Annotated in this window: 21 protein-coding genes; 10 read left to right on the top strand and 11 right to left on the bottom strand. The window is 63.2% G+C overall.

Annotated elements, in window-relative coordinates:
• Positions 1–5: 5 nt before the first annotated feature.
• From ACQ4W0_RS26245 to ACQ4W0_RS26255, 3 genes are all read right to left on the bottom strand, one after another.
• Positions 6–1,142, bottom strand: coding sequence for a DegT/DnrJ/EryC1/StrS family aminotransferase (locus ACQ4W0_RS26245; RefSeq protein ID WP_436579419.1), 1,137 nt, complete (start codon positions 1,140–1,142; stop codon positions 6–8).
• Positions 1,143–1,344: 202 nt separating this feature from the next.
• Positions 1,345–3,018: a glycosyltransferase family 39 protein gene (locus ACQ4W0_RS26250; RefSeq protein WP_436579420.1), complete on the bottom strand. Its 1,674-nt coding sequence runs from the start codon at positions 3,016–3,018 to the stop codon at positions 1,345–1,347.
• Positions 3,015–3,407, bottom strand: a complete 393-nt coding sequence (locus tag ACQ4W0_RS26255) for an Mth938-like domain-containing protein (RefSeq protein WP_436579421.1) — start codon at positions 3,405–3,407, stop codon at positions 3,015–3,017. Before ACQ4W0_RS26255 ends, ACQ4W0_RS26250 begins: the two co-directional genes overlap by 4 nt.
• Before the next feature lie 426 nt (positions 3,408–3,833).
• Between ACQ4W0_RS26255 and ACQ4W0_RS26260 the strand changes: the two genes are divergently transcribed.
• Positions 3,834–5,063 carry a pyridoxal phosphate-dependent aminotransferase gene (locus tag ACQ4W0_RS26260; RefSeq protein WP_436579422.1) on the top strand — a complete coding sequence of 410 codons (1,230 nt, stop codon included), beginning with the start codon at positions 3,834–3,836 and terminating at the stop codon, positions 5,061–5,063.
• An 86-nt stretch (positions 5,064–5,149) separates the two neighbouring features.
• Positions 5,150–6,472 carry a homoserine dehydrogenase gene (locus ACQ4W0_RS26265; protein WP_436579423.1) on the top strand — a complete coding sequence of 441 codons (1,323 nt, stop codon included), beginning with the start codon at positions 5,150–5,152 and terminating at the stop codon, positions 6,470–6,472.
• Positions 6,473–6,534: 62 nt separating this feature from the next.
• Here the strand turns inward: ACQ4W0_RS26265 and ACQ4W0_RS26270 are convergent, their stop codons facing one another.
• From ACQ4W0_RS26270 to ACQ4W0_RS26280, 3 genes are read right to left on the bottom strand one after another with little or no spacing between them, the layout of a single operon-like run.
• Positions 6,535–6,900, bottom strand: coding sequence for a ribonuclease E inhibitor RraB (locus ACQ4W0_RS26270; protein ID WP_436579424.1), 366 nt, complete (start codon positions 6,898–6,900; stop codon positions 6,535–6,537).
• 36 nt (positions 6,901–6,936) lie between these two features.
• Positions 6,937–8,445, bottom strand: a complete 1,509-nt coding sequence (locus tag ACQ4W0_RS26275) for a sensor histidine kinase (protein WP_436579425.1) — start codon at positions 8,443–8,445, stop codon at positions 6,937–6,939.
• Positions 8,442–9,164, bottom strand: coding sequence for a response regulator (locus ACQ4W0_RS26280; RefSeq protein ID WP_436579426.1), 723 nt, complete (start codon positions 9,162–9,164; stop codon positions 8,442–8,444). The genes ACQ4W0_RS26275 and ACQ4W0_RS26280 overlap by 4 nt, the downstream gene beginning before the upstream one ends.
• Positions 9,165–9,366: 202 nt before the next feature.
• On the opposite strand from ACQ4W0_RS26280, the gene ACQ4W0_RS26285 reads away from it, so the two are divergent.
• The 6 genes from ACQ4W0_RS26285 to ACQ4W0_RS26310 all read left to right on the top strand — a co-directional run bounded on the left by ACQ4W0_RS26285 (position 9,367) and on the right by ACQ4W0_RS26310 (position 16,573).
• Entirely contained in the window at positions 9,367–10,431 is a 1,065-nt protein-coding gene (locus tag ACQ4W0_RS26285; protein WP_436579427.1) for a porin, read from the top strand.
• Positions 10,432–10,440: 9 nt separating this feature from the next.
• Positions 10,441–11,418, top strand: a complete 978-nt coding sequence (locus tag ACQ4W0_RS26290) for a Bug family tripartite tricarboxylate transporter substrate binding protein (RefSeq protein WP_436579428.1) — start codon at positions 10,441–10,443, stop codon at positions 11,416–11,418.
• A 45-nt stretch (positions 11,419–11,463) separates the two neighbouring features.
• Entirely contained in the window at positions 11,464–12,561 is a 1,098-nt protein-coding gene (locus tag ACQ4W0_RS26295) for an ABC transporter substrate-binding protein (protein ID WP_436579429.1), read from the top strand.
• A 78-nt stretch (positions 12,562–12,639) separates the two neighbouring features.
• Positions 12,640–14,430 carry an ABC transporter permease gene (locus ACQ4W0_RS26300; RefSeq protein ID WP_436511064.1) on the top strand — a complete coding sequence of 597 codons (1,791 nt, stop codon included), beginning with the start codon at positions 12,640–12,642 and terminating at the stop codon, positions 14,428–14,430.
• A 20-nt stretch (positions 14,431–14,450) separates the two neighbouring features.
• Entirely contained in the window at positions 14,451–15,524 is a 1,074-nt protein-coding gene (locus tag ACQ4W0_RS26305; RefSeq protein WP_436579430.1) for an ABC transporter ATP-binding protein, read from the top strand.
• A 2-nt stretch (positions 15,525–15,526) separates the two neighbouring features.
• Positions 15,527–16,573 (top strand): AbrB family transcriptional regulator, encoded by a 1,047-nt coding sequence (locus tag ACQ4W0_RS26310; RefSeq protein ID WP_436579431.1) that lies wholly within the window; start codon positions 15,527–15,529, stop codon positions 16,571–16,573.
• Here ACQ4W0_RS26310 and ACQ4W0_RS26315 read toward each other — a convergent pair.
• The 3 genes from ACQ4W0_RS26315 to ACQ4W0_RS26325 are packed head-to-tail and all read right to left on the bottom strand — an operon-like array spanning position 16,570 to position 18,221.
• A complete protein-coding gene (locus tag ACQ4W0_RS26315) occupies positions 16,570–17,355 on the bottom strand; it encodes a DUF2145 domain-containing protein (protein WP_436579432.1) in 786 nt (261 codons plus the stop codon). The genes ACQ4W0_RS26310 and ACQ4W0_RS26315 overlap by 4 nt on opposite strands.
• A 4-nt stretch (positions 17,356–17,359) precedes the next feature.
• On the bottom strand, positions 17,360–17,770 hold the full coding sequence (locus tag ACQ4W0_RS26320) for a hypothetical protein (protein ID WP_436579433.1): 411 nt from the start codon (positions 17,768–17,770) through the stop codon (positions 17,360–17,362).
• A gap of 28 nt (positions 17,771–17,798) precedes the next feature.
• Positions 17,799–18,221, bottom strand: a complete 423-nt coding sequence (locus tag ACQ4W0_RS26325; RefSeq protein WP_436579434.1) for a hypothetical protein — start codon at positions 18,219–18,221, stop codon at positions 17,799–17,801.
• A 160-nt stretch (positions 18,222–18,381) separates the two neighbouring features.
• On the opposite strand from ACQ4W0_RS26325, the gene ACQ4W0_RS26330 reads away from it, so the two are divergent.
• Positions 18,382–19,125, top strand: coding sequence for a helix-turn-helix domain-containing protein (locus tag ACQ4W0_RS26330; protein WP_436579435.1), 744 nt, complete (start codon positions 18,382–18,384; stop codon positions 19,123–19,125).
• Positions 19,126–19,187: 62 nt separating this feature from the next.
• Here ACQ4W0_RS26330 and ACQ4W0_RS26335 read toward each other — a convergent pair whose 3' ends face one another.
• Both ACQ4W0_RS26335 and ACQ4W0_RS26340 read right to left on the bottom strand, forming a co-directional pair.
• Positions 19,188–20,657 (bottom strand): DUF3999 family protein, encoded by a 1,470-nt coding sequence (locus tag ACQ4W0_RS26335; protein ID WP_436579436.1) that lies wholly within the window; start codon positions 20,655–20,657, stop codon positions 19,188–19,190.
• Entirely contained in the window at positions 20,654–23,887 is a 3,234-nt protein-coding gene (locus ACQ4W0_RS26340; protein ID WP_436579437.1) for a DUF2339 domain-containing protein, read from the bottom strand. Before ACQ4W0_RS26340 ends, ACQ4W0_RS26335 begins: the two co-directional genes overlap by 4 nt.
• Between ACQ4W0_RS26340 and ACQ4W0_RS26345 the strand changes: the two genes are divergently transcribed.
• Positions 23,871–24,044 (top strand): hypothetical protein, encoded by a 174-nt coding sequence (locus ACQ4W0_RS26345; protein WP_436579438.1) that lies wholly within the window; start codon positions 23,871–23,873, stop codon positions 24,042–24,044. The two genes, ACQ4W0_RS26340 and ACQ4W0_RS26345, sit on opposite strands and share 17 nt — an antisense overlap.
• Positions 24,045–24,112 lie beyond the last annotated feature (68 nt).

Consider the following 24,112-nt stretch of genomic DNA (forward strand, 5'->3'; position numbering starts at 1 on the left):
GCTGCTCACTTGATGAGAATGGATTTGACGGTGGCGACGGCCCGCTCCACGTCCTGTGTCGTCATGGCGTAGAACATCGGCAAGGTCACGGTCAGGCGGCCGATCTTTTCCGAAACGGGGAACATGCCCTCGGTAAAGCCGCGTTCGCGGTACATGGTAAACAAGTGGATGGGTGCGTAATGATAGCCCGTCCCCACGTTTTGCTGCGCCATGGCCTGCATGAACGCGGCGCGCGTGCCGGGGCCGTTGTCGGGCAGGATGATCTGGAACAAATGCCAGTTGCTGTTCTCAAAATCCGGCACGGGCAGCTGGGCGCCGCTCGCCGCTTCGAAGTCGCTGCCGAATTGCGCGAAGTAGTGGCGTGCCAGCGCGCGGCGGTGGGCCGTGATGGCCTCAATATTGGCGAACTGGCCCAGGCCGATGGCGGCCATGATGTCGCTCATATTGTATTTGCCACCCAGCACATCGACGTCGATGCCGTCGACGCCGCTGCGCGTGACGCCTTGCAGCCGGTATTTCTCGGCCAGGCGCGCTTCTTCCAGGTTGTTGAGGACGAGGCAGCCGCCTTCGCCCGTGGTGATATTCTTGTTGGCCTGGAAGCTGAACGAGACGAAGTCGCCAAACGCGCCGATGCGCTTGCCCTTCCAGGTGGAGCCGAACGCCTGCGCCGCGTCTTCCACGACTCTTAAATTGTACTTTTCAGCAATCGCGTACAGGCGGTCCATGTCGACAGGCAGGCCCGACAGGTAGACGGGGATGATGGCTTTCGTGCGGGGCGTGATGGCCGCTTCCAGCTTGTCGAGGTCGATATTGCGTGTGACGGGGTCGATGTCGGCAAATACGGGCGTGGCGCCCACTTCGATGATGACGTTGGCCGTCGCTACCCACGACACGGGCGTGGTGATGACTTCGTCGCCAGGGCCAATGCCGGCGATGCGCAGCGCAATTTCCATGGTGCAAGTACCCGAATTGAAGGTACGCACGGGGCGCCCGCCGAAATATTCGGACAGCTGGGCTTCGAAGGCTTGCACTTTCGGGCCGCTGGTGATCCAGCCCGAGCGCAGCACCTCGCCGACGGCGGCGATGGTTGCTTCATCGATGGTGGGTTTGGAGAAAGGCAAAAAGGGCAGAGTAGAGGTCATGGGGCGCAGTTCTTGGATCTGTATTTTTCAGGGTATCGGTGTCGCCGAGGCTGCCAATGCGGTCAACGTCCGCAGGCAGGCATGGCTATTTTATATCGGCAGTATGGCGCCGCAGCCCCTTCAGCGGTGAAAAATCCTGCTGATGGGGGGCGGGGCAAGCTGGCCGGGGGCGATCCGTGCCGCCTCGCGCCCCTTTAAATATTTATTTGTTGGCAATGACCATGCGGCGCGCATCCTTGGCAATGACACGCATGGGTACGCCACGTTGTTGCAAGTCCTTGTAGCGGTCCAGGCTGATAATGGCCATGTCGCGCACGCCAGCGTTGGCATCGTTCGTCCACTGTGCGATGAAAGGCTCGATGGTCGGGATGGACAGTTCAGGCTGCTGTTTCAGGCCAAACGTAAACTCATCCCAGTAATCGACGAGGATCACGGGCCGCTGCAGATAATATGTCAGCGACTGTTCATAAATGCCGACCGAATAGAGCTTGGTATCGGCCGTCAGTTCGGCCTGGATCTGCGGCAGCATGTCGGTGCCTGCGCGGTTCTGGCCATACAGTTCGGAGCCGGCCAGGATGCAGTGCGTGGCCAGGAAGCCGGCGCCGGCGATCGTCAGCACGGTCATGTCGCGGCGCAGCTGGCGCGCATGCAGCAAGGCCAGGGCGCCGCCGGCCAGGACGAAGAAGCCGGCCGCCATCAGCCATGGCTGGTAGCCCTTGAGTGCGGTCAGGGCGAGCGGGTCGCGTGCGCTGGCCTTGCCGAACGCGATCGGTCCGCCGATCAGGATGGCCGCGCCCAGCACGCACAGCAGGCCGGCGGCCAGCATGCGCTGGCGGCGCGACGCCGATTCCAGGTACAACCCCACCAGCAATGCCAGCGCCGGGAAGATGGGCACGATATAGCCAGGCAGCTTTGACGTCGAATAGCTGAAGAAGAAGAAAATGAAGATGGCCCAGACCAGCAGCATCAAGCGGGGCTGGAAGGCGCCCTCCTGGCGCTTGAAGGCGGCGACCAGGCTTTGCGGCAGCACGCCTATCCATGGCAGGATGCCGGGAATGAGCAGGACCAGGAAGTAGTACCAGGCGCCTTCGCGCTTGTGACCCTTCATCAGGAAACGCTGGAAATGCTCGTGGATGAAGAAGAAATGCGGCTGCTCCGGATTGCGCAGGGCGACCAGTACGAACCAGGGCGTGGCGATGGCAAAGAACACCAGCAAGCCCTTGACCAGGTGCAAGCGCGTCCAGATGCGCCAGTCGCGCGCGCACAGCGAATACAGCACCAGCACGGCGCCCGGCAAGACGATGCCGATCAAGCCCTTGGCCAGCACGGCCAGCGCCATGCTTGCCCAGCATGCCAGCATCCAGTTGCGGCGCTCACGCGCCGTGGCGTCGTCGCGCTGGGCAATCAGAAGGCTGGTCAGGGTCAGGGTCATCATGCCCGACAGGCCCATGTCCAGCGAATTGATCTGGCCGGAAGCGAGCCAGAACAGGCTCGACGCCAGCACCAGGCCCGCATACAAACCCACGCGCGGACCAAACACTTTCTTGCCTGCATACGCCGTCATGCACACGCCGATGATGCCGCACAGGCCAGTCCACAGGCGTGCCTGCCATTCGCCCAGGCCGAAGGCGGCGAAGGTCAGCGCATTCATCCACGTTTGCAGCGGCGGTTTTTCAAAGTATTTGATGCCGTTCAGGCGCGTGGTGACCCAGTCGCCCGTGACGAACATTTCGCGCGCCATCTCGGCATAGCGGCCCTCGTCGGGCGGGACCAGGGTGCGTACGCCCAGTGCATACAGGGTAACGACGATGAAGATGCCCAGCAGGGACCACATCAGCAGCCGGGAGGAGTGCAGTTCGTTGACATTGATTTTCATGCGGCGCTGCCTGCGCCAGGAGCCAGGATCAGGGCCAGGGTGACTTTGCGGCCTTCGCCCATCAGGATGTTATAGGTGCGGCAGGCTGCCTGGCTATCCATGCATTCGACGCCGATGCGGCGCATGGTCAGCGCGGCCGTCAGCTTCGGGTGTACGAAGCGCTGGCGCTCGCCCGTGCCGAGGATGACCACGTCGGGCGCATCGGCCATAATTTGCGCGAAATGCGCTTCGCTCAGCTGTTCGAAACTGGCCACTTCCCACGCCCGTGGCGGCATTTCCGGCATGACGATCAGGCTGTAGTTGTACGGCTGGGCATTGATCTCGACGCCGTTTTCGTCATAGCCGGTGACAGTCTGGTATTGTTGGGTGCTGCTGGCATGGAGTTTCATGGCGATATCGGGGGGCTGGTCGTGTCGGTTGATCGGTGCGCGCGCGGCCAAACTGCGTGCCGCCGCCAAGGGCGTAAGCATGCCATAAATGACAGAAAAGAGCGACTGAAAAGCAATATCATTTCCAAATTGCAATGTTCTGCGCCACAGTGGCGGTGCATGCTTGCGCCATGGTAATGGTGCAAGATTAAGGGAAGATGAAGATGGCGGCTGCCGGATTGTCGTCCGGATGGTCTGGCGTGGCAGAATCGGCGTCAAATGCTGGGGTTCGCCATGTTTAATTTGATAAAATGGCCTGTTTTCGGCGAGAATGGTTGTTTTCGCCTTGCAGTCCTTCGCATTGGAGTTTCACGGGTTCACAGTTCTGGCGCGGCTTTCATGCTGCAAGCGTAGGCCGGCCGCGCCGCATCACGACAGGGATTTATTTTGCGACCGATTCAGAAATCGAATAAATTGGCGGACGTCTGCTATGACATCCGCGGCCCGGTCCTGGAAAAATCCAGGCAAATGGAAGAAGAAGGCCACAAGATCACCAAGCTCAATATCGGCAATCTGGCCGTATTCGGCTTCGATCCGCCCGATGAAATCGTGCGCGATATGATGCTCAATCTGCAGAATGCTGCCGGCTACACGGATTCGAAAGGCATGTTCGCGCCGCGCAAGGCCGTTATGCACTACACGCAAGGCAAGAATATCGCCGGCGTGACCATCGATGATATTTACCTGGGCAATGGCGCTTCCGAACTGATCGTCATGTCGATGAACGCCCTGCTCAACAGCGGCGACGAAGTGCTGGTGCCGGCGCCCGACTATCCGCTGTGGACGGCCGCCGTCAGCCTGTCGGGCGGCAATCCCGTGCATTATGTGTGCGATGAGCAGAACGAATGGTATCCCGATATCGAGGACATGCGCCGCAAGATCACGCCGCAAACGAAAGCCATCGTCGTCATCAACCCGAACAATCCCACGGGCGCGCTGTACCCGGTTTCCGTGCTGCAGCAGATCGTCGAACTGGCGCGCCAGCATCAGCTGATCATTTTCGCCGACGAGATTTACGACAAGGTGCTGTACGACGAAGCTGAGCACGTGTCCATCGCCTCGCTGGCCGACGACGTGCTGTTTATCACCATGAACGGCTTGTCGAAGAATTATCGCTCCTGCGGCTACCGCTCCGGCTGGATGGTGGTCTCGGGCGAAAAGCGCCACGCAAAAGATTACATCGAGGGCCTCAACATGCTGGCGTCGATGCGGCTATGCGCCAACGCGCCTGGGCAATTTGCCATCCAGACGGCGCTAGGCGGCTACCAGAGCATACAAGACCTGGTGGGGCCAGGCGGGCGCCTGTTGAAACAGCGCGACCTGGCGCACAAGCTGCTGACCGATATCCCGGGCGTCACCTGTGTCAAGCCGAAGGCCGCGCTGTACATGTTCCCGCGCCTGGACCCGGAGATCTATCCGATCGCCGACGACCAGCAGTTTGCCTATGAATTACTGGCCGAAGCCAAGGTCCTGATTGTGCAGGGTACGGGCTTCAACTGGATCGCGCCCGACCATTTTCGTGTCGTTTTCCTGCCCAATTCCGATGACCTGACCGATGCCATGGGTCGCATTGCGCGTTTCCTCGAAGGCTACCGCAAGCGTCACGGCCGGGGCTGAACCAGTCAGCAGCAATCTCGATCAACCATACCGATCAACCTGGCGCCGCCCAAGGGGGCGCCACTTATGAGCAGTCAAGTACAACTATGAAATCCATCAAGATCGGCCTGCTGGGCCTGGGCAATGTCGGTTACGGCACGTTCAGCGTCCTGAAACGCAACCAGGAAGAAATCAAGCGCCGCGCGGGCCGCGGCATTGACGTCGTCGCCGTCGCCGTGCGCGACGTGGCGCGCGCCGAAGCGCTGGTCGCCGGCGCCTGCAAGGTCGTCAATGACCCCTACCTGATCGTCAACGATCCCGAAATCGACATCGTCGTCGAACTGATCGGCGGCTACGACCTGTCAAAAACCCTGGTAATGCAGGCCATTGCCAACGGCAAGCACGTGGTGACGGCCAACAAGGCCCTGCTGGCCGTGCACGGCAACGAAATCTTCGCCGCCGCCCAGGACAAGGGCGTGATGGTGGCTTTCGAAGCGGCTGTCGCAGGCGGCATCCCCATCATCAAGGCGCTGCGCGAAGGCTTGACGGCGAACCGCATCGAATGGATCGCCGGCATCATCAACGGCACCACCAATTTCATCCTGTCTGAAATGCGCGACAAGGGCCTCGATTTCGCCACCGTGCTGAAACAGGCGCAGGAACTGGGCTACGCGGAAGCCGATCCCACCTTCGACATCGAAGGCGTCGATGCCGCGCACAAGGCCACCATCATGTCGGCCATCGCTTTCGGCATCCCGGTGCAGTTCGACAAGGCCTACGTGGAAGGCATCAGCAACCTCAATGCCGTCGACATCCGGTATGCCGAGCAACTGGGCTACCGCATCAAGCTGCTGGGCATTACCAAGCGCGCCACCGTGAATGGCGTGGAAGGCATCGAGCTGCGCGTGCATCCGACCCTGATCCCGGCCAAGCGCCTGATCGCCAATGTGGAAGGCGCCATGAATGCGGTGCTGGTGCACGGCGACGCCGTCGGCGCCAGCCTGTACTCGGGCCGTGGCGCGGGCGCCGAACCGACCGCCTCGTCGGTGATCGCCGACCTGGTCGACATCACGCGCCTGGCCACGGCCGACCCGGAACACCGCGTGCCGCACCTGGCGTTCCAGCCGAATGCGATGACTGATATCGCGATTTTGCCGATGTCGGAAATCACCACCAGCTACTACCTGCGCATGCACGTGGCCGACCGGCCGGGCGTGCTGGCCGACCTGACGCGCATCCTGGCCGAACGCGGCATCTCGATCGACGCCATGCTGCAAAAGGAGCCGGCCGAAGGCGAGACGCATACGGACATCATCATGCTGACGCACCAGACGCAGGAAAAGAACGTCACGGCCGCCATCGAAAAGATGGAAGCGTTGAGCAGCGTGGTGGGCACGGTCACCAAGATCCGCCTGGAAAACCTGAGCTGATTTTCACAAGGCTGCATGCAAAACGGCGCCCGCGGGCGCCGTTTTTTCATGGGCAGACTGTCTTACAGCTGCGGCACGTCGGACGCGCCGACGGGACCGACATCCATGCCGTCATAGCTGGCCAGCTGGTTTTCCTGGGCAAACACCATCAGTTCGCCGTTGCGCGCATGCAGGCTGTCGACGCCATGCACTTCCGCTTTTTCCACGTGCAGCACCCACACGGGAGCGGCGGCCGGGTCGTCCAGTTCCGGCTGGTACAGTTCCACGGGGCGGTAGCCCTGCAGCGCCAGCATGGTGGCGGCCTGCTCCAGCGGCTCGGACGTGGGGTTGGTGAAGTAATAGCCCCACAGCAGCGGCTGGGACAGATCCCACGGCGCGTTTTCTGCGATATTGGCAAACAGTTCGGTCACATCTTCTTTGGTCATCATGGCAGTGGGCCTTCATTAAAATCTCAGGGCGCGATCTTAGCATCGACTGGCGCCGGGCGCGAAATACACGCCGATCTTCAATCCATGTCCATTCGCCGCTGTCGCCAGCTCCAGGCGCGCGCCGTGCAGGGCGGCGATGTCACGCACGATGGCCAGGCCCAGTCCCGCGCCGCCAGGGTTGCTCTCGAGCGCCGCACCAACCCGGTAGAACGGCGTAAATACCCGTTCGCGTTCCGCGGGCGGGATGCCGGCACCGCTGTCCTCCACCTCCAGCACCGCGCCGTGCCCCGCTTGTGCAGCGCGCACGCGCAGGGTCACGCTGCCGCCCTGCGGTGTGTAGCGCAGGGCATTGTCGACCAGATTGGCCAGCAGTTCGTGCAGCAGCAAGGCCTGGCCATGCACGGGCGCGTCGTCGGGCGCTTCCAGCGACAGGTCGATATGCTTGCCGACGGCAGCCATGGCCATTTCCAGCCCTACCTGCTGCGCCACGTCGCGCAGCGAGACTGTATCCATGGCCAGGCTGTCACCGCCATGCTCGATGCGCGCCAGGGTCAGCAGGCGGTTGGCCAGCAGCACGGTCGAATCGGTGGTGGCGGCGATCGAGCGCACGATGTCGCGTAGGGCGGCCATGTCGGACGGCGTGCCGGCCTGGCGGTCGCATTCGCGCATGGCCAGTTCGGCCTGGGTTTTCAGCACCGTCAACGGCGTGCGCAGCTGGTGCGAGGCGTCGGCGATGAAACGGCGCTGGCTGGCGATCAGTTGCTGCAGGCGCGACATGGAGCCGTTCATGGCGCTCACCAGCGGGCGCATTTCCTTGTGCACCAGCTTGGGGTCGACGTCGGACAGGTCCGACAGGGTGCGCGTCTCGACTTCCGTTTTCAAGCGCATCAGCGGCCGCAGCACCAGGCGCACGGCAAACCACACGAGGGCGCCCATCACCAGTATCATCGCCGCCTGCCAGCTCAGGGTATCGAACAGGATCTGGTTCGACAGGCCGCGCCGCGCATCGAGCGTTTCAGCCACCTGTATCAGGGCGATGCCGCGCATCGAGTCGTCATACACGGGTTGCAGCAGGGCGGCGATGCGGATCGGTTTGCCGTGGTAGTCGGCGTGGTAGAAGCGCACCAGGGCTGGATAATTCTGCGAGCGGGGCACGTTTTTCGGCACGGGCGGCAAGTCGCCATAGCCCGAGACCAGTTCGCCGTTGATGCCCGTGACCTTGTAGTAGATGCGGCCCAGGGTGTCGGTTTCGAAGCTGTCGAGCGCCACGTAGGGCACTTCGGCCACCACTTTGCCGCCGACGATGGAGACGCGCTCGGCCAGCGCCCGCGTCGACGCCAGCAAGGAGCGGTCGTAGGCCATGTCGGCCGCGTCGAGCGCGTTGCGGTAAACAAAAAAAGCGTCGAGCAGCACCAGCATCACCAGCGGGATGAGCAGCCAGCGCAGCAGCTGGCTGCGCAGGCTGCCCAGCGGCCGGCCTTGCGCCCAGCGCCGGCGCAGGCGCTCGAACAGGGGCAGTCGTTGGTGTTGCGTGGCGATGCTCATTTTTGCCCGGCCGGCGCCATCGCGCTGCGCGGCTGCAGCAGGTAGCCGATGCCGCGCAGGGTGGTGATGACGGCACCGTCGGGCGCGCCGCTTTCCACGCCGCTTTCCAGCTTCTTGCGCACGCGGTGGATATACAGTTCGATGGCGTCCAGGTTGACGTCGTCGGCCAGCGCGAAGACTTCATCAAACAACTTTTCCTTCGATACGGCGCGCCCTGAGCGCGTGATCAGCGCTTCAAGCACCGCGTGTTCGCGTGGCGTCAGGGGAAAAGGGGCGCCGGCATAGCTGAACATGCGCGTGACGGTGTCAAAACTGAGTGCGCCGCAGGTGTGCACGAGCGCTTCGTTGCCCTGACTGCGGCGCAGCAGGGCTTTCACGCGCGCTTCCAGTTCGGCCAGTTCGAACGGCTTGGCCATGTAGTCGTCGGCGCCCAGGTTCAGGCCCTGCACTTTTTCATCCAGGCCGCCGCGCGCCGTGAGTATCATGACGGGAGTCTTGCCGCGCGTGCCGCCGCGCGCGCGCAGGCGGCGCAGCACGTCCAGGCCGTCCATTTTCGGCAGTGTCAGGTCGAGCAGCACCAGTGAGTATTCCTGCGTGTGCAGCAGGGCGTCGGCATCGGCGCCGTTGTGGGCGGTCTCCACCGTCAGGTGCGCGTCGCGCAGGGCCTTTGCCAGCCAGTGCGACAGTTCCAGATGGTCTTCCACTAATAATATGCGCATGGTCTCCGCCATTCGTTGAAATGATGCAGTGTAAGCCTGGCGGCAGGGGCGGCGATGAATATGTTGATGTTCATTGTGGCTGGCCGGCGACACCTGTCATGCTGAAAGCGAATTGAAAGGATGGCGCTCATATAGTGTGATCCTGATTCATGAAATGGATCAGGCATATCACCAATAACTATATCTAAGGGAGACACTTTACATGAAGAAAACTGCATTCTCGCTGGCCGCCATGGCGATGCTCGCCGCCGCCGCTGGCGCTGCCCAGGCACAGTCGAACGTCACTGTCTACGGCTTGCTCGACGTCGGCGTCGACAATACCAGCAATGCATCTGCATCGAAAGGTTCGGTCAGCCATGTCAGTTCCGGCGGCATGAACACTTCGCGCTGGGGCATCCGCGGCAACGAAGATCTGGGCGGTGGCCTGAAAGCCGTTTTCAACCTGGAAGGCGGCATCCTGATGGATACAGGCGCTTCCGATGGCGCGCTGTTCAAGCGCCAGGCTTACGTGGGCCTGGAAGGCAGCTATGGCCGACTGGTGCTGGGCCGCTCGTTCACCACCGTGTATGACTTCGTGCTGCCGTTCGATCCGATGGGCTATGCGCCTTACTATTCGTGGGCCACCTCGGCCAACGCCAGCGGCCCTAGCAAGTACGGCATGACGACCGCGTTCGACAACCTGGTCAAGTACTCGGGTACGGCCGGCGACTTCAAGTTCGGTGCCTCTTACGGCTTCGGCGAGCAAGCGACAGGTGCCCAGGATAGCGCCAAATTCTCTTCCGGTGTGACCTACACGGCCGGTCCCGTGAGCCTGTTGGCCACCTATGAGCGTGTCAACGGCAATTCAATTGTCGGCGGCGCGCGCGACAAGACCACCTCCTATCACCTGGGCGCGATGTACAACGAAGGCCCATGGAAGGTGCAGGCCGTGGCGCGCGACTACAAGCTCGATCCCGCCGCCGCCGGCAAACCTGACGTGCGCGGCACCCTGTACTGGGGCGGCGTCAGCTACCTGACCACGCCGCAAGTCACGCTGACGGGAGTCATCTACTACCAGGACGTGAAGAACGTGGCAGCCAACACGGATGCCGATCCGATCATGTACGTGGCGCGCGTGCGCTATGCCCTGTCCAAGCGCACCGACTTGTACGTGGCTGGCGCCTACGCCAAGGCCAAGCATAACCAACTGGTCAGCCTGTCGCGCGACGATGCCGGTTTCGACAACACGCAGCGTGGCGTGATCGCCGGCATCCAGCATCGCTTCTAAGCCATGACCATGCTGCGCTCCCTTCTGTTGCTGCCATGCCTGCTGCCCGTTTTTGCCGGGGCACAGGTGGCTACGCCAGCGCCGGTCGAGTGCGTGGTGCCGTCCAAACCGGGCGGCGCCATGGATTTGACGTGCAAGCTGGCGAAAAAAGGCCTGACGCAGGAGGGCGCAGCGGGTGTGGCCGCGCCGATGCGCATCAGTTATCTGCCCGGCGGCATCGGCGCCGTGGCCTGGCATTCGATGGCATCACAACGCCGCCGCGCGGAGCCGAACACCCTGGTGGCGTTTTCGGGCGGTTCGCTGCTCAACCTGGCGCAGGGCAAGTTTGGCAATGCGAAGGCGGGTGACGTGCGCTGGGTGGCGGCGCTGGGCGCCGACTACGGCATGATCGCCGTGCGCAGCGATTCGCCCTACAAGACCCTGGCCGACCTGATCGCCGCACTACGCCAGCATCCGGACAAGGTGCTGATCGGCGTCTCCGGCACCATCGGCAGCCAGGACTGGCTGAAGATGGCGCTGCTGGCACGCCATGCCGGCATCGACCCGAAAGTGCTGCGCTTCGTCGCGCTCGAAGGCGGCGGCGAAGTGTTTACGGCGATGCAGGCCGATTACGTTCAGGTGGTTTCGGGCGACACGTCGGAGGCCACCCTGAACGCCAGCGCCAACCATGCGCGCGTGCTGGCGGTGCTGTCGGAAAAACGCCTGCCCGGTGTGCTGGCCGGCGTACCGACGGCGCGCGAGCAGGGCTTCGACGTGGTCTGGCCGATCATCCGTGGCGTGTGGATGGGACCCCAGGTGCCCGAGGCGGACTACCAGCGCTGGGTGGTCACCTTTGACCGCGTCATGGCCACGCCGCAGTTCGCCGAGTGGCGCGCGCAAGCTGGCTTGTACCCATTCGCCCTGACAGGGCCGAAGCTGACCGCGTATGTCAAGAAGGCGGTCGATGAGTATGCCAGGCAGGCGAATGAGCTTGGCCTGATGCGCTGAACGACATCCTATTAAAAAAACCTATTCATAGACGGAGACAACCCCATGCAAACCAAGACCCTGCTTCAAGCCGCCCTTGCCACCGTGTTTGCCAGTCTGGCTGGCGTCGCTTTCGCGCAAGTGCCGGCCGGCTATCCGGCCGACTACCAGAAGATCATCGACGCGGCCAAGAAGGAAGGCAAGGTGGTGATCTACAGCGCCACCGACAGCAAGGCCGCCGCCCCGCTGATCAAGGATTTCAGCGCCCTGTATCCGGGCATCTCGGTCGAATACAACGACATGAATTCCACCGAAGTGTATAACCGCTTCATTTCCGAAGTGGCCGCTGGCGGCAACACGGCCGACGTGATGTGGTCGTCGGCGATGGACTTGCAGATGCGTCTGGCCTCCGATGGCTATGCGCTCAAGTACAAATCCGTCGAAGCGGCGAAGATTCCCGGCTGGGCCATGTGGGATGACCAGGCTTACGGCACCACGTTCGAGCCGGCCGCCATCGTCTACAACAAGCGCCTGCTCGATGCTAAGGAAGTGCCGAAGAATCACGATGACTTCGTCAAGCTGATCGCCACGCCGAAATTCAAGGATAAGGTCACCACCTACGACATCGAAAAATCGGGCGTGGGCTTCATGTTCATGGCGCAGGATGCCAAGGAATACCCGCAATTCCTGGCGCTGCAAAACGCGTTTGGTACGGCCAAGGTGCGCGTGCAGTCGTCGACGGGTACCATGATGGAGCGCATTTCGTCGGGTGAAAACCTGATCGGCTACAACGTGCTGGGTTCTTATGCCCTGGTGCGCGCCAAGACCGATCCGTCGATCGGCGTGGTGCTGCCCAAGGATTACACCTTGATCCTGTCGCGCGTGCAGTTCATCAACAAGAATGCGAAGAACGTCAACGCCAGCAAGCTGTGGCTCGATTACATTTTGTCGCACCGCGGCCAGACCATCATCGCCAACGGCGCCAAGCTGTTCGCGATTCGCGCCGACGTCACGGGCGAAACCACGTCGGCTGAACTGATCAAGCAAATCGGTGCGTCCAACGTCAAGCCGATTCCCGTGCACCCGATCATCCTGCAATTTTTGGGACCTGCCAAGCGCATGGCCTTCCTGAAACAATGGAAAGAGACAGCCGGCAAGAAGTAGGAATAGCCAACGCCGTCTTGGCCGCCCGCGAGTCTGGCTTGCGGGCGCACGCAGCACCCTTCATTCATTGGATTCATCATGCAAACTGCCATCTTGCCGCTGCCTGCACGGTCGCGCTCTCCCTTGTCGCGCCTGAACTGGTCGCGCGGCGTGGTCGTGACGATCACGCTGATCGCCATTTTCCTGCCGCTGTTCCTGATTTTTTATCAGAGCTTTTTGAACGCGCCGTTTTTCATGCCTGTGCGCGAATTCGGCTTTGACTCCTACCGTTTCATCTTCGATGATCCCGATTTCTCCATGGCCTTCAAGAATGGCCTGATGCTGGCATTCGGCCTGACCGTCATTGCCGTGCCGCTGGGCGGCATGCTGGCCTTTCTGATGGTGCGCACCGATTTGCCGGGACGCGGCTGGGTGGCGCCCATGTTGCTGGTGCCGATCTTTGTCTCGCCGATGGTGATGGGCTTTGGCTACGTCGTCTCGATGGGGCCCGTGGGCTTTTACTCGATCTGGGCCAAGGAGCTGCTCGGCTTCGTGCCCTGGAATATTTATTCCTTCACCAGCATCGTCATCATCGCCGGCCTGACGCACGTGCCGCACGTCTATCTGTATGCCTCGTCGGCACTGAAAAGCCTGGGCTCGGACGTGGAGGAAGCGGCCCGCGTGGCGGGCGCCTCGCCGATCCAGGTGATGCTCAATGTGTCGCTGCCGATGATCATGCCGGCGCTGGCGTATGCGGGCGTGCTGGTATTCTTCCTCGGCTTCGAAGTATTCGGCCTGGTGCTGGTGCTCGGTGATCCGGAAGGCCATCTGGTGCTGCCGACCTATCTGTACAAGCTGACGAACAAGCTGGGCACGCCGTCGTATCACCTGATGGCCGCCGTCGCCGTTTGCCTGGTGATGGTGACCATGCCGCTGGTGATGATACAGCGCTGGCTGCTCAAGTCGGCCAACAAGTATGTGTCGATCAAGGGCAAGGGCGCACGCAGCAAGGCCATGCCGCTGGGCCGCTGGAAGTGGCTGGCCTTTGCTTTGCTGGCGGGCTGGCTGATCTTCACCATCATCCTGCCGTTGACGGGCATCGTGCTGCGCTCCTTCGTGCAGTACTGGGGCGAAGGCGTGCACCTGGCCGACGTACTGACCCTGCAGCATTTCCGCGACATTTTCGACCAGCCTTCGCTGGTGCGCGGCATCGTCAACACCATCCTGATCGGCGTCGTCGGCGGCGCGCTGGCCGTCGGCTGCTACAGCTTCATCGCGCTGGCCATGCACCGCAAGCAGGATGGCATCACGCGCCTGCTCGACTACAGCGTGCTGGTGCCACGCGCCGTGCCGGGTCTGCTGGCCGGCCTGTCGTTCCTGTGGGTGTTCCTGTTCGTGCCGGCCTGGCTCGACGGCATGCTCAAGGGCATGGACAACGGCGTGGCGCTGTGGCTGAGCGGCCATGTGATCCCCGTGCTGCGCGAAGTGCGCTCGACCATTTTCGCCCTGTGGCTGGCGTATTCGGTGGTGTGGATGGCCTACGGCATGCGCCTGATTTCCACCGCGCTGCTGCAGGTGGGCCCGGAACTGGAAGAGGCGGCGCGCGCCGTCGGCGCCAGCCGTGGCCAGGTGACGCGCGACGTGACCCTGCCGCTGATCAAATACGGCTTGCTGGGCGCCTGGTTGATGGTCTTCCTGATCTTCGAGCGCGAATATTCGACGGGCGTGTACCTGCTCTCGCCGGGCACGGAAGTGATCGGCGCCATGCTGGTATCGCTGTGGGCCGGCGGCTCGACTGACCTGGTGGCGGCGCTGTCCTTCATCAACATCACCCTGGTGGCCATCGGCCTGGGCATCGCCTTGCGCTTTGGCGTGAAGTTACATAACTAAGAATAGACTGAGACCACATCATGAATGAACTGACCGTCAATGAGCTGTACCTGGACTATGGCACCGGCGCTGCCGCCAACCAGATCCTGAAGGGTGTCTCGATGCACCTGCAAAAAGGCGAAGTGGTCGCCTTGCTGGGGCCTTCGGGCAGCGGCAAGACCACCTTGCTGCGCGCTGTCGCCGGGCTGGAAAGCCCGAAGGCGGGCACCATCCAGATCGGCGAGCGCAATGTCTACGATGGCGCAAAACACTTCGAGATGCCGGCCGAGCATCGCAACCTGGGACTGGTGTTCCAGTCGTACGCGCTGTGGCCGCACAAGACCGTGTTCGACAACGTCGCTTACGGCCTCAAATTGCGCAAGATGGGCAGTACGGAGATTGCCGCGCGCATCAAGGAAGTACTGACGCAGCTGGGCCTGGGTCACCTGGGCGAACGCTATCCGCATCAGCTGTCCGGCGGCCAGCAGCAGCGCGTGGCGATCGCCCGCGCGCTGGTGTACAACCCGCCCGTGATCCTGCTCGACGAACCGCTGTCGAACCTGGACGCCAAGCTGCGCGAGGAAGCGCGCGCCTTCCTGCGCGAACTGATCGTGCGCCTGGGCCTGTCGGCCCTGATGGTGACGCATGACCAGGGCGAGGCGATGGCCATTTCCGACCGCATCTTGCTGCTCAATAACGGCAAGATCGAGCAGCAGGGCACGCCGCAAAGCATGTATGAAACGCCGGACACCCTGTTTACGGCCGAATTCATGGGCAGTAACAACCGCCTGCCCGGCAAAGTGGTGCAGCGCGATGGCAACCAGGTGCGCCTGCTGGTCGATGGCGCCGCCATGCAGGGCGTGGCGCGCGGCGCCAACGTGGGCACGGACGTGACCACCATGATCCGCGTCGAGGAAGTGAAGATCAGCGCCACACAGGTCGACAACGCCATCGAGCTGCCGCTGCTGACCTGCATGTACCTGGGTGACCGCTGGGAGTGCCTGTTCGAGCGCGCTGGCGCCGAGAACATCAGCCTGCGCGCGTATTCGCGCCACAAGCTCGAAGCGGGCAAGTACTGGCTGCATATGCCAGCCGACAAACTCTGGGTGTTTTAACAGTGCCGTGGTGGCCACGCTGGCGCGCAGTCTGTGCCGCGCTGGCCGCCGGTTTGGCGGGCGCCGCCATCTGCCTGTGGCTGCACACGCCGCTGCCGTGGATGATCGGCCCCCTGTTCGCCACAGCCGGGCTGCGCCTGGCGGGGCGCGAACTGGCTTGCCCCGTGCGCGTGCGCGAAGCGGGCCAGTGGGCCATCGGCACTGCGCTGGGTCTGTATTTCACGGCGCCCGTGCTGGCCGTGCTCACTGTCTATACGCCGTGGATCGCGGGCGCCGTGCTGTTCGCGCTGGCGCTGGGAGCATCTGGCGCCCTGCTGCTGCAACGCCTCTCTGGCGTCGACCATGCCACCGCCTTCTTTGCCATGGCGGTGGGCGGCGCGTCCGAGATGGCGGTGCAGAGCGAGCGCCATGGCGCCGATGTGGGCAAGGTCGCCGCCGCGCACAGCCTGCGCATGATGCTGGTAGTGGCGAGCATCCCGTTCAGCGTGCGCTACTGGGGCAGCCATGGCCTGGAAGCGGGACATGAAAGCTTCGTGCCCGGCGCCGCGCTGGTCGATATCGGCGGACTGGCGCTGCTGGTCTGCATCACGGTGCTGGCGGCCCTCGCATTCAAACGGGGCCGCTTGCCCAACGCCTGGGTCATCGGCCCGCTGCTGGCGGCGCTGCTGCTGACGGCCTGCGGCATCCATTTGTCGCGCCTGCCGGAATGGATGATACGCGCGGGCCAGCTGTTCATCGGCATCGCGCTGGGCACGCGCTTCAGCCCTGCCTTTCTGCATGCGGCGCCCCGCTACATGGCCGGCGTTGCCCTCTGCACCACGCTCATGCTATTGCTGGCGGCCGCCTTCGGGCTGGGCTTGTCCCACTGTATGGGCATTCACCCCGGTACGGCCATCCTCGCCACCTCGCCCGGCGGTATCGCGGAAATGTCGCTGACGGCCAAGACCTTGCATCTGGGCGTGCCCATCGTCACGGCCTTTCACGTGGCGCGCATGGTGGTGCTGGTATTGCTGATTGGTCCGCTATTTCGCCTGTTGCAGCGTCCTTAATTGCCACGCACGACGATTTCCTGCGCCTTCGGTTCGCGCTGGCGCACGAAGCGCACGATGGAGTCGACGGTGACGACGTCGATCTGGCGCGTCATGCGGCGCTCGAACGGGTGATCGTCGAAAGCGATATTGGCACGGAACATGCGCGCGCCCAGGCGCGTGGCGGCGGGGATGCTGAGTGTTTGCGGCGCGTAGCTGGCGCTACGCAGCCAGCCTTGCGCTTCGGCGCGCGTTTCGATCTTGCCAGGCTCGTTGCTGGCCGCGGCCAGGGTTTCCAGCACCCACTGGTTCGAGTTCTGGTACTTGGTGGAAAACGGGTAGGCCAGCATATTGTAGTGCGGCTCATGCAGACGCTTGGGCGTGTTGCTGGTCAGCAGGCGCACCAGTTGCTGCTGCGTATCCTGGCCAGGAATCAGGATCAGGGTTTCATACATGAACACGTCGTCCATGAAGAAATTGCCCAAGCCTTCGTTGTACAGCGACGATTCCGCCGTGCCGCATTCATTGAGTTCATGCACCACCAGCCAGCGCCCTTTCGGGTGGTCGCGCCAGGCCAGCGCCATGTGCGAATAGCGCAAATTGTACTTCGACAGGTCCTGGCCGGCGCGCGCCACCAGCGCCACTTGCGCGCCCGAGGCATCGAGTGCCTGCAAGGTCTTTTGCGCCAGGTCCATCGATTTGACGAGCGTGGTGGCATCCGTTTGCTTTTCCTCGCACGAGCGCCCCGCATGGGCGGCACCGGCCAGGGCCAGGCTGATGATAATGGCAGTCAGGCGTTTCATGGGTTCAGGCTTTCGAATGGTGGAGGATGGCATTGCCAGCCGCGTTCGGCACATAGGCGATGGCCTTGCCCGACAGGACCAGCATGTGGCCGGTCGAGACGGCGACGACGTTGACCACCGTGCCGGCTGCTAGCGACAGGCCTTGCATGGCTTTCTGGCTCAGCTGGACGGAGGCCGTGGCGGCGGAGGACGCGCCTTTGGCTGTGCTTTTGAGCACGAGGATGCTGCCGTCGGCCACGTCTTCCACCTTGTCGATGACGATTTCACCGGCGGCGGCCAGCACCGACATGGAACCGACCAGCACGATGGCCGAGGCCATGCTGGCGTTGTCGGACGCGTTGGTGGTGTCGGAGTTGGCGGCCTGGGCCGTCAGGCTGGCGGCGCACAGCAGGGTCATGGCGAGTACGTGTTTCATGGAGTTCCTGTTCTTCTTGATGGTGGCATTACACTTTGGAGTGGTGCAGCAGCGCCTTGCCCAGTTCGTTCGGGATGAAGGCGATGGCCTTGCCGGACATGACCAGCATGTGACCGGTGGACAGTGCCACCACATTGACCACGGTGCCGGCCGCCAGCGACAGCCCCTTGGCCGCTTGCGCGCTCATCTGGATGGACGCGCCGCCCGCCTCGGAAGCGCCTTTCAGCACGATGACGATGCCTTCGCCCACCGTTTCCACGCTGGCGACGACCACCTGGCCGGAAGCGACCAGCATCGACATGGAGCCGGCGACGACCACGGCGGAACCCTGGCTGAGGTTTTGCGAGCCTTTCGACAGGTTCTCCGAGGCAGCGGCGTGGACCAAGCCGGGAGCGCCCGCGGAGAGCGTCAACAGCGACAGGGACAGGCAGAGGGGCAGCAAGCGTTTCATGTGTTTCTCCTTCAAGTGTGCCAAGTGGCAACGCCATCATTGTAGACTGTGGGCAATTGGTCAATGAAAACGCTACTCGTAGCGGGCAGGCATACCGCAGGTAGCGTATTACGCTACTTTTTTGCCGCCGGAACCGATGCTATTTTTATAAAGGAAGTGCATGCCGCAAACCCACGCCTTGATCGAAGCCTTGAAGCGCCTGTTGAAAGCGCGCGCCGTCACGTATGCCGAGCTGGCCCAGCGCATCGGCGTGTCCGAAGCCAGCGTCAAGCGGATGTTTTCGCAGAAGCAATTTACCCTGCAGCGGCTGGACCAGATACTGGTGGCCGTGGGCAGCGATTTCCAGCAACTGGCGATGGCCGTGCAGGCGGCGCATGCCGCACCGACCCTGATCACGGGGCTGACGTATGCGCAGGAAAAGGAAATCATCGAAGACACCCGGCTGTTCGTGGTGGCCGTGTCCGCCCTGAACTTGCTGCCGCTGGAACAGATCGTCGCCATCTACGACATCAGCGAGGCGCAAGCCGTGAAATACCTGCTGCGCCTCGACAAGATCGGTTTTCTGGAACTGTTGCCGAATAACCGGGTCAAACTGCTGGTGGCGCGCACATTTGCGTGGATACCGAACGGTCCCATCCATACGTATTTCAAAAAGGAAGCCTATGGTGACTATTTGAATTCGCAGTTCGATGGCGAGACCGAATTGTTGCGCCTGGTGAACGTGATGTTGTCGAAGAAATCCACGGCAGCCTTACTGGAACGCTTGAAGCAAGTGGCGGTGGAGTTTTCGCAGCAGCACCAGGAAGACGCGCGTCTGCCTGGTGTCGAGCGCCTGGCCATCAGCTTCATGCTGGCGGCGCGGCCGTGGATGCCGCAGACGTTCAAGGCGTTGCTGCGGCAATAAGCCAACAAGCCAAGGCATGGTGGCAAGCCAGGAAGGCCCGCAGCGAGATCCGTTGCTGGTCGTTAGTCGCGCTGCTTGCCGTTGCCTGTTTGCTTCTGGTCCGTTTGCTCCTGTTTCATCTGCGCCAGCAAGCGCCAGGCAAAAAAGCCCAGCACGGCCACGCCCAGCAGCAGTGCTGCCCACAGCGCGGCCAGGCGCCATGGTGCGCCATCGCTGGCGATGATGGGCGCGGGGGCCGCGCCCCCGTTGGCCTGGAGCGGGCCGGTGCTGGCCGTCTTGAGCGCCAGCAATTCGTCGGCCTTGAAACCGGGCGCCACCTGCGACAGCGGCTGCACCACGGACGCCGCATCGCTCCTGCCGAATGCCAGCCGATAGGGCGGTTTGCCGCTGGCCAGCAAGACGACGGTGGCCGGTGTCCAGCCCAGGCGCAAGGTGGGTGCATTGCCGGCGGAGAGCGCTTGCTCTGGCGACGTCTGCATCACCCATTGTGCCGTCTGCGTCACGGGCATGGCCAGCTCGCCCGAGATCCTTTCCTTGCCATCGAGGTCGATGCGGTAAAACGTGGTGCTCAGCAAAGGATCAAAATACGCGTCTTGCGCGGGACGCGCCTGCTGGCGCAGGTGCAGCCGGTGCCGGGGAACATAGCTGTTCTGGCGATACACGCCCAGGGTCACGGGCAGAACCACATTGCTTTGCGTAAATTGCAGGGCGATGCTGTCGGCGGGAATGGCGATGGGCGTGGCATAGCGCCATTCATGGTCTTGCTTGCCGGGCAAGCCTTGCAGCACGACGGAGGCGCGCGGCGGGGCAACTTCCGTTTCGCTGACGGCTTGCGCCGTGATCGCAGAAAATGCCAGCGCTTCGCCCGCTTGCCAGCTCAGGCGCGCATAGCGGAAGGCGCGTGGCGCGAAGGCGATGCTGTCGTTGGCCAGGGTTTGCGTGTCGCTGTTGCTGAGCCAATTCAAGGTGGTGGTGCCGATGGCATCCCATTGTTTCAAGTCATCGCTCATTTCCAGCAGCACTTGTGCACTGTAATTGTCCGTGCTGGCTGGTGGCGTGAAGCGCAGGGCTGCGATGCGCCTGCCTTCCGTCTGCTTGCCCAGGTCAAGGATCAGCGCCTGCAGCGCGGCCGTGGTCGCTGCCGTGCCGGCGCGCGTGCTGACCGACAGCAGCCGGCCATCGTCCCCCGTGCGGATATCGATGCCTTGCAAGCCAATGCCTGGTGTGCCTGTCACGGGGAAAATGCGCGCAGGAATGTTTGTTCGCTGCGTGGCCGATTGCACGAGCTGCGCGACTATGGCATAGGCCAGGCGCTTGCCGTCGCCATCGAACAGCCGCACGTCGGCCAGGCTGGCCGAGCTGGCGTGCAGGTAGACCTCCCGGGGCAGGGAGAGCTGGACAATGCCTGCGCCGGCTGGCACCTGCACTGGCATGCTCCAGCCATAGTCCTGCGGCCGCTCCGGTGGCGCCGGGGTAGCGGCCAGCGCGCCGCCTGCGATCAGGGACGTGCAGAGGAGGAATGAGGCTTTCATGCGGCTCCTTGTTGCGGTTCGGCTGGCGCGGGCGCAGCAGCCTTGGGGAAGGGCGCCAGGTAGCCGATCAAGACCATCAGCAAGCCGACACCGACAAAGGAGATGATGCGTTCGATGCCGCCCACGTTCGACAAGTCGATCAGGAACAGTTTCAGCACGACCAGTCCCAGCAGCACTGCCCCCATACTCCATTGCTGGCGCCGCTGCTGGCGGGCCGCGTGGCGCATCAGCAGCAGGGCCGTGATGCTCCACACCAGCGACAGCATCGCTTGCACGAACTGCGAGGCCAGCATGTCGTCGAAGCGGTAGGGTACGCCCAGGTAATTCGATACCGTGCGCAGTAGCATCAGGTTGAACCAGACATACACGCAGGAGGCGGCCACAGCCGGCAAGCGCGCGTGCCACAGGGCGGGCAACGGTACTTGTTTCGCCGGCAGCAAACGGTAGCTGGCAATGGCCAGCAGGATGGCAAAGCCCGTGCTCAGGTCCAGCGGATTGAGCAGTGGTAAATAGGGCAGGGGCGCCATGGCGCCATCGTCGATAATATTCCAGGCAGCGATCAAGAGCAGCGACCATAGCGCACCCAGCGGTATCAGGGTGCGCTGGTACCACGCGGCAATCGGCGCCACCGGCCAGGCCTCTGAGCGGCAGCGGCGGATCAGCCAGGCCAGCGCCAGCATTATGCTCCAGGCCGGCAAGTAGCGGGCCCAGGCGGGGCTGACGCTGCCTTCATGGCCCGCCAGCCAGGCGTTGACATGCATGGCGCCCACGGGCCACAGCATCAGCCATGGCGCGGCCGTGCGCAGCGTATGCAAGAAACGCAGCGCCCGCACGTCGAGTTGCCAGCCCGCTTGTGGCCAGGCCAGCAGCAGGTATTCGCCGGCCGCCAGCGCGCTGGCCAGGGCCAGCCAGCTCAAGCCCGTCGGCAGGTAATCGTGCAGGTACAAGGCCAGCAGCAGGTTGGCGCTCCACACAAGCAGACCCAGCCAGGCAGCCACGCTGAACCAGCGTAACTGCGGCCATTCCAGGCGCCGCGCCAAGAGGGCGAACACGGGCGTCGTGACGGACACGGCAATCAGGTACAGCGCCAGCCAGTGCTCGCCCGCATGCGGTTGCATGCTCAGGTCGCCGTCGATCAGGCGCAGCAGCCAGCTGGTGAAGGGCACGAGGATGGCGGCAAACCACAGCAAGCCGCTCCAGACCAGCAGGGGCCGTGCGACCAGGGCCAGCAGCTCGTCGCCGCCGCGCGCGCGCAGCGCAAGGAAGCGGGCGCTGGCAAAGGCGGCGGCGCCCAGCAGCAGGGCGCTGAGGAAGGAACCGTCGAACAGGCTGGCCGGGTGCTGGTCCCAGACCCAGCTGGCGCGGCTGAGCAGCACCAGCCCTGCGAGGACTTGCACGGCCAGCAGCAGGGCGCGCGGCGCATGCCATTGTTCGCGCCGCGCCAGCGCCGCCAGCAGGGCGGCCACGCCCAGGGCGCTGACCGTCAGCAGGTTGAGTTGCGTGGCGGCATCTGTGCGCAGCAGGATTTCGCTCCAGAGGCCGCCCAGCAGCCAGGCCGTGGCGGCCGTCAGGAACAGCACGGACAGGCTGCTCATGAATTCCGGATACAAGTGGCTGCCGTGGCGGCGGAAATTGAAGGCCATCACCAGCGCGGCAGCGGCCAGCAGCACGCAGCCGAGCCAGATGTTGGCCTGCAGGGCTGCTGCCGTATTGAGTTCCTGCATGGCGATGAGGAAGGCAAGCCAGGCGGCCCCCTGCACCAGCAAGCCGAAGGCCCAGGCCAGGGTCTGGCGCTGGCGCAAGCCGACCCAGACGATGCCCGCGCCTTCCAGCGCCCAGGCGGCGGACGTCCAGCGGCCGTCGAGGGCGAACGGGATGGCCAGCGTGCCGAAGACGATGCCCAGCGCCAGGAAGGCTTCGGCCAGCAGGCGGAAGCCGTTCCTGCGCCACAGGGCCACGGCCAGTCCCGTGTAGCACAGGCCGGCAACCAGTGCGGAAAACGCCAGGCCGAAGTGAAAGTGCCGGACCAGGCCGTATTGCAAACCCATGGCTGCCAGCGGTGTGCCGAAGACGAGCGTGCCATCCACGTAATGCTTGAGGCGCGGCGCCTGGCGCGCGCAGTAAGCAATCGCGATGCCGATGTAGAACAGCACGAACAGGATCAAAAACAGCTGCGTCGACAGGTAGTTTTCTGGCGTGTAGCGCAGCAGGCCCCAGGTGGTGGCGACGACGAAGGTGAAGCCAAAGCTCAGCACATTCAGGATGCGCCAGGCACGCTTCAGGGCGATGGCGAAGACGCCCGCGTTGAGCAGCGCGTAATAGCTGAACAGGCCGATATGGTTGCCGCTGCCCGTCGACACGAGCAGGGGCACGGCAAAGCCGCCAACGATGCCGAAAACGGCCAGCCAGACGGCGTTTTGCAGCACGGCCAGCAGGCACGTAAACGCCGTCAGCACGAACAGCACGGCAAACGCCAGGCCCGCCGGGATCAGTTCATACAGGCGGAAGGCGCCAAACGTCACCAGCATCAATATCGCCAGCGCCGTGCCCTGCAGCGGCAAGCTGATGCCGGGGCGGCTGGTGCGGATGCGCCAGGCCCAGGCCAGCAGGGCAATATCGGCCAGCACGATGCCGGCCAGGCGCAGTTCGATGGGCACCGTGACCTGCGCCGACACATATTTGAGCAGGAAGCTGACGCCGAGGAACAGGATCAGCAAGCCCAGCTTGGCGACCAGGTTGCCGGTAAATAGCCAGTTCTTCGCCTTGGCAACGAGGCCGTCCGGGTGCGCGATCCAGGATGGGGTGTTGGGGGCGGCAGGTGCGGGCCTGGCTGGGGGAGGTGGCGCCGATGGCACGGGTGCGGATGTGGGGGCTGGAGCAGCTGGCGCGACTTTTGCCAGTTCGACCGGCTCGATCACGGCCGCTTGCGGCACCGCTGCAGGCGCGGAAATAGGCGCAGGCACAGGCACAGGCACCGGCACCGGCACCGGCACCGGCACCGGCACCGGCACCGGCACAGGCACAGGCACAGGAGTCTCCACTGCAGGCGCGGTAGCCAGCGTTTCGTCCTGGCCTTCCAGCGTTTGCAGGCGCTGGTGGATGCGATCGACTTCCTTGCGCAGGCGCCCTGTCAGCAACTCCAGATCGGCCACTTTTCTGCGGTACTGCAGCACCAGCACGAAGCCGGTAATCAGCAAGCCAAGGATGAACAGCGTGATCAATCCAAACATGGGGCAGTTTTCCTGGAAGAGCGGGGCGAAGGCGCCCACGGTATGCGCACATTACCTTATTATCAAGAAACAGGCGATTTTTGTCGTGCCAGGGCAAGTGTCGAGCCTTGTTCTGCTGCAAGACAAGCAGGGGGCTGCGGCGGGCTTTTCATATTGATGCCGAGCAAGATGACGACATTCAGATTGTCGTGCGCGAGATAGTGCTGTATTTTAGCAATTCCTTAA

The organism is Janthinobacterium breve (assembly GCF_051380895.1).
Taxonomy (GTDB): Bacteria; Pseudomonadota; Gammaproteobacteria; order Burkholderiales; family Burkholderiaceae_D; genus Janthinobacterium.

What these genes read in the sequence shown, in the direction of transcription:
- ACQ4W0_RS26270 (WP_436579424.1), bottom strand. Translation starts at nt 6,900, where the DNA reads ATGATGACCAAAGAAGATGTGACCGAACTGTTTGCCAATATCGCAGAA.
- ACQ4W0_RS26275 (WP_436579425.1), bottom strand. Translation starts at nt 8,445, where the DNA reads ATGAGCATCGCCACGCAACACCAACGACTGCCCCTGTTCGAGCGCCTG.
- ACQ4W0_RS26335 (WP_436579436.1), bottom strand. Translation starts at nt 20,657, where the DNA reads ATGAAAGCCTCATTCCTCCTCTGCACGTCCCTGATCGCAGGCGGCGCG.
- ACQ4W0_RS26285 (WP_436579427.1), top strand. Translation starts at nt 9,367, where the DNA reads ATGAAGAAAACTGCATTCTCGCTGGCCGCCATGGCGATGCTCGCCGCC.
- ACQ4W0_RS26325 (WP_436579434.1), bottom strand. Translation starts at nt 18,221, where the DNA reads ATGAAACGCTTGCTGCCCCTCTGCCTGTCCCTGTCGCTGTTGACGCTC.
- ACQ4W0_RS26320 (WP_436579433.1), bottom strand. Translation starts at nt 17,770, where the DNA reads ATGAAACACGTACTCGCCATGACCCTGCTGTGCGCCGCCAGCCTGACG.
- ACQ4W0_RS26280 (WP_436579426.1), bottom strand. Translation starts at nt 9,164, where the DNA reads ATGCGCATATTATTAGTGGAAGACCATCTGGAACTGTCGCACTGGCTG.
- ACQ4W0_RS26245 (WP_436579419.1), bottom strand. Translation starts at nt 1,142, where the DNA reads ATGACCTCTACTCTGCCCTTTTTGCCTTTCTCCAAACCCACCATCGAT.
- ACQ4W0_RS26250 (WP_436579420.1), bottom strand. Translation starts at nt 3,018, where the DNA reads ATGAAAATCAATGTCAACGAACTGCACTCCTCCCGGCTGCTGATGTGG.
- ACQ4W0_RS26340 (WP_436579437.1), bottom strand. Translation starts at nt 23,887, where the DNA reads ATGTTTGGATTGATCACGCTGTTCATCCTTGGCTTGCTGATTACCGGC.
- ACQ4W0_RS26300 (WP_436511064.1), top strand. Translation starts at nt 12,640, where the DNA reads ATGCAAACTGCCATCTTGCCGCTGCCTGCACGGTCGCGCTCTCCCTTG.
- ACQ4W0_RS26315 (WP_436579432.1), bottom strand. Translation starts at nt 17,355, where the DNA reads ATGAAACGCCTGACTGCCATTATCATCAGCCTGGCCCTGGCCGGTGCC.
- ACQ4W0_RS26255 (WP_436579421.1), bottom strand. Translation starts at nt 3,407, where the DNA reads ATGAAACTCCATGCCAGCAGCACCCAACAATACCAGACTGTCACCGGC.
- ACQ4W0_RS26305 (WP_436579430.1), top strand. Translation starts at nt 14,451, where the DNA reads ATGAATGAACTGACCGTCAATGAGCTGTACCTGGACTATGGCACCGGC.
- ACQ4W0_RS26295 (WP_436579429.1), top strand. Translation starts at nt 11,464, where the DNA reads ATGCAAACCAAGACCCTGCTTCAAGCCGCCCTTGCCACCGTGTTTGCC.
- ACQ4W0_RS26290 (WP_436579428.1), top strand. Translation starts at nt 10,441, where the DNA reads ATGCTGCGCTCCCTTCTGTTGCTGCCATGCCTGCTGCCCGTTTTTGCC.
- ACQ4W0_RS26265 (WP_436579423.1), top strand. Translation starts at nt 5,150, where the DNA reads ATGAAATCCATCAAGATCGGCCTGCTGGGCCTGGGCAATGTCGGTTAC.
- ACQ4W0_RS26330 (WP_436579435.1), top strand. Translation starts at nt 18,382, where the DNA reads ATGCCGCAAACCCACGCCTTGATCGAAGCCTTGAAGCGCCTGTTGAAA.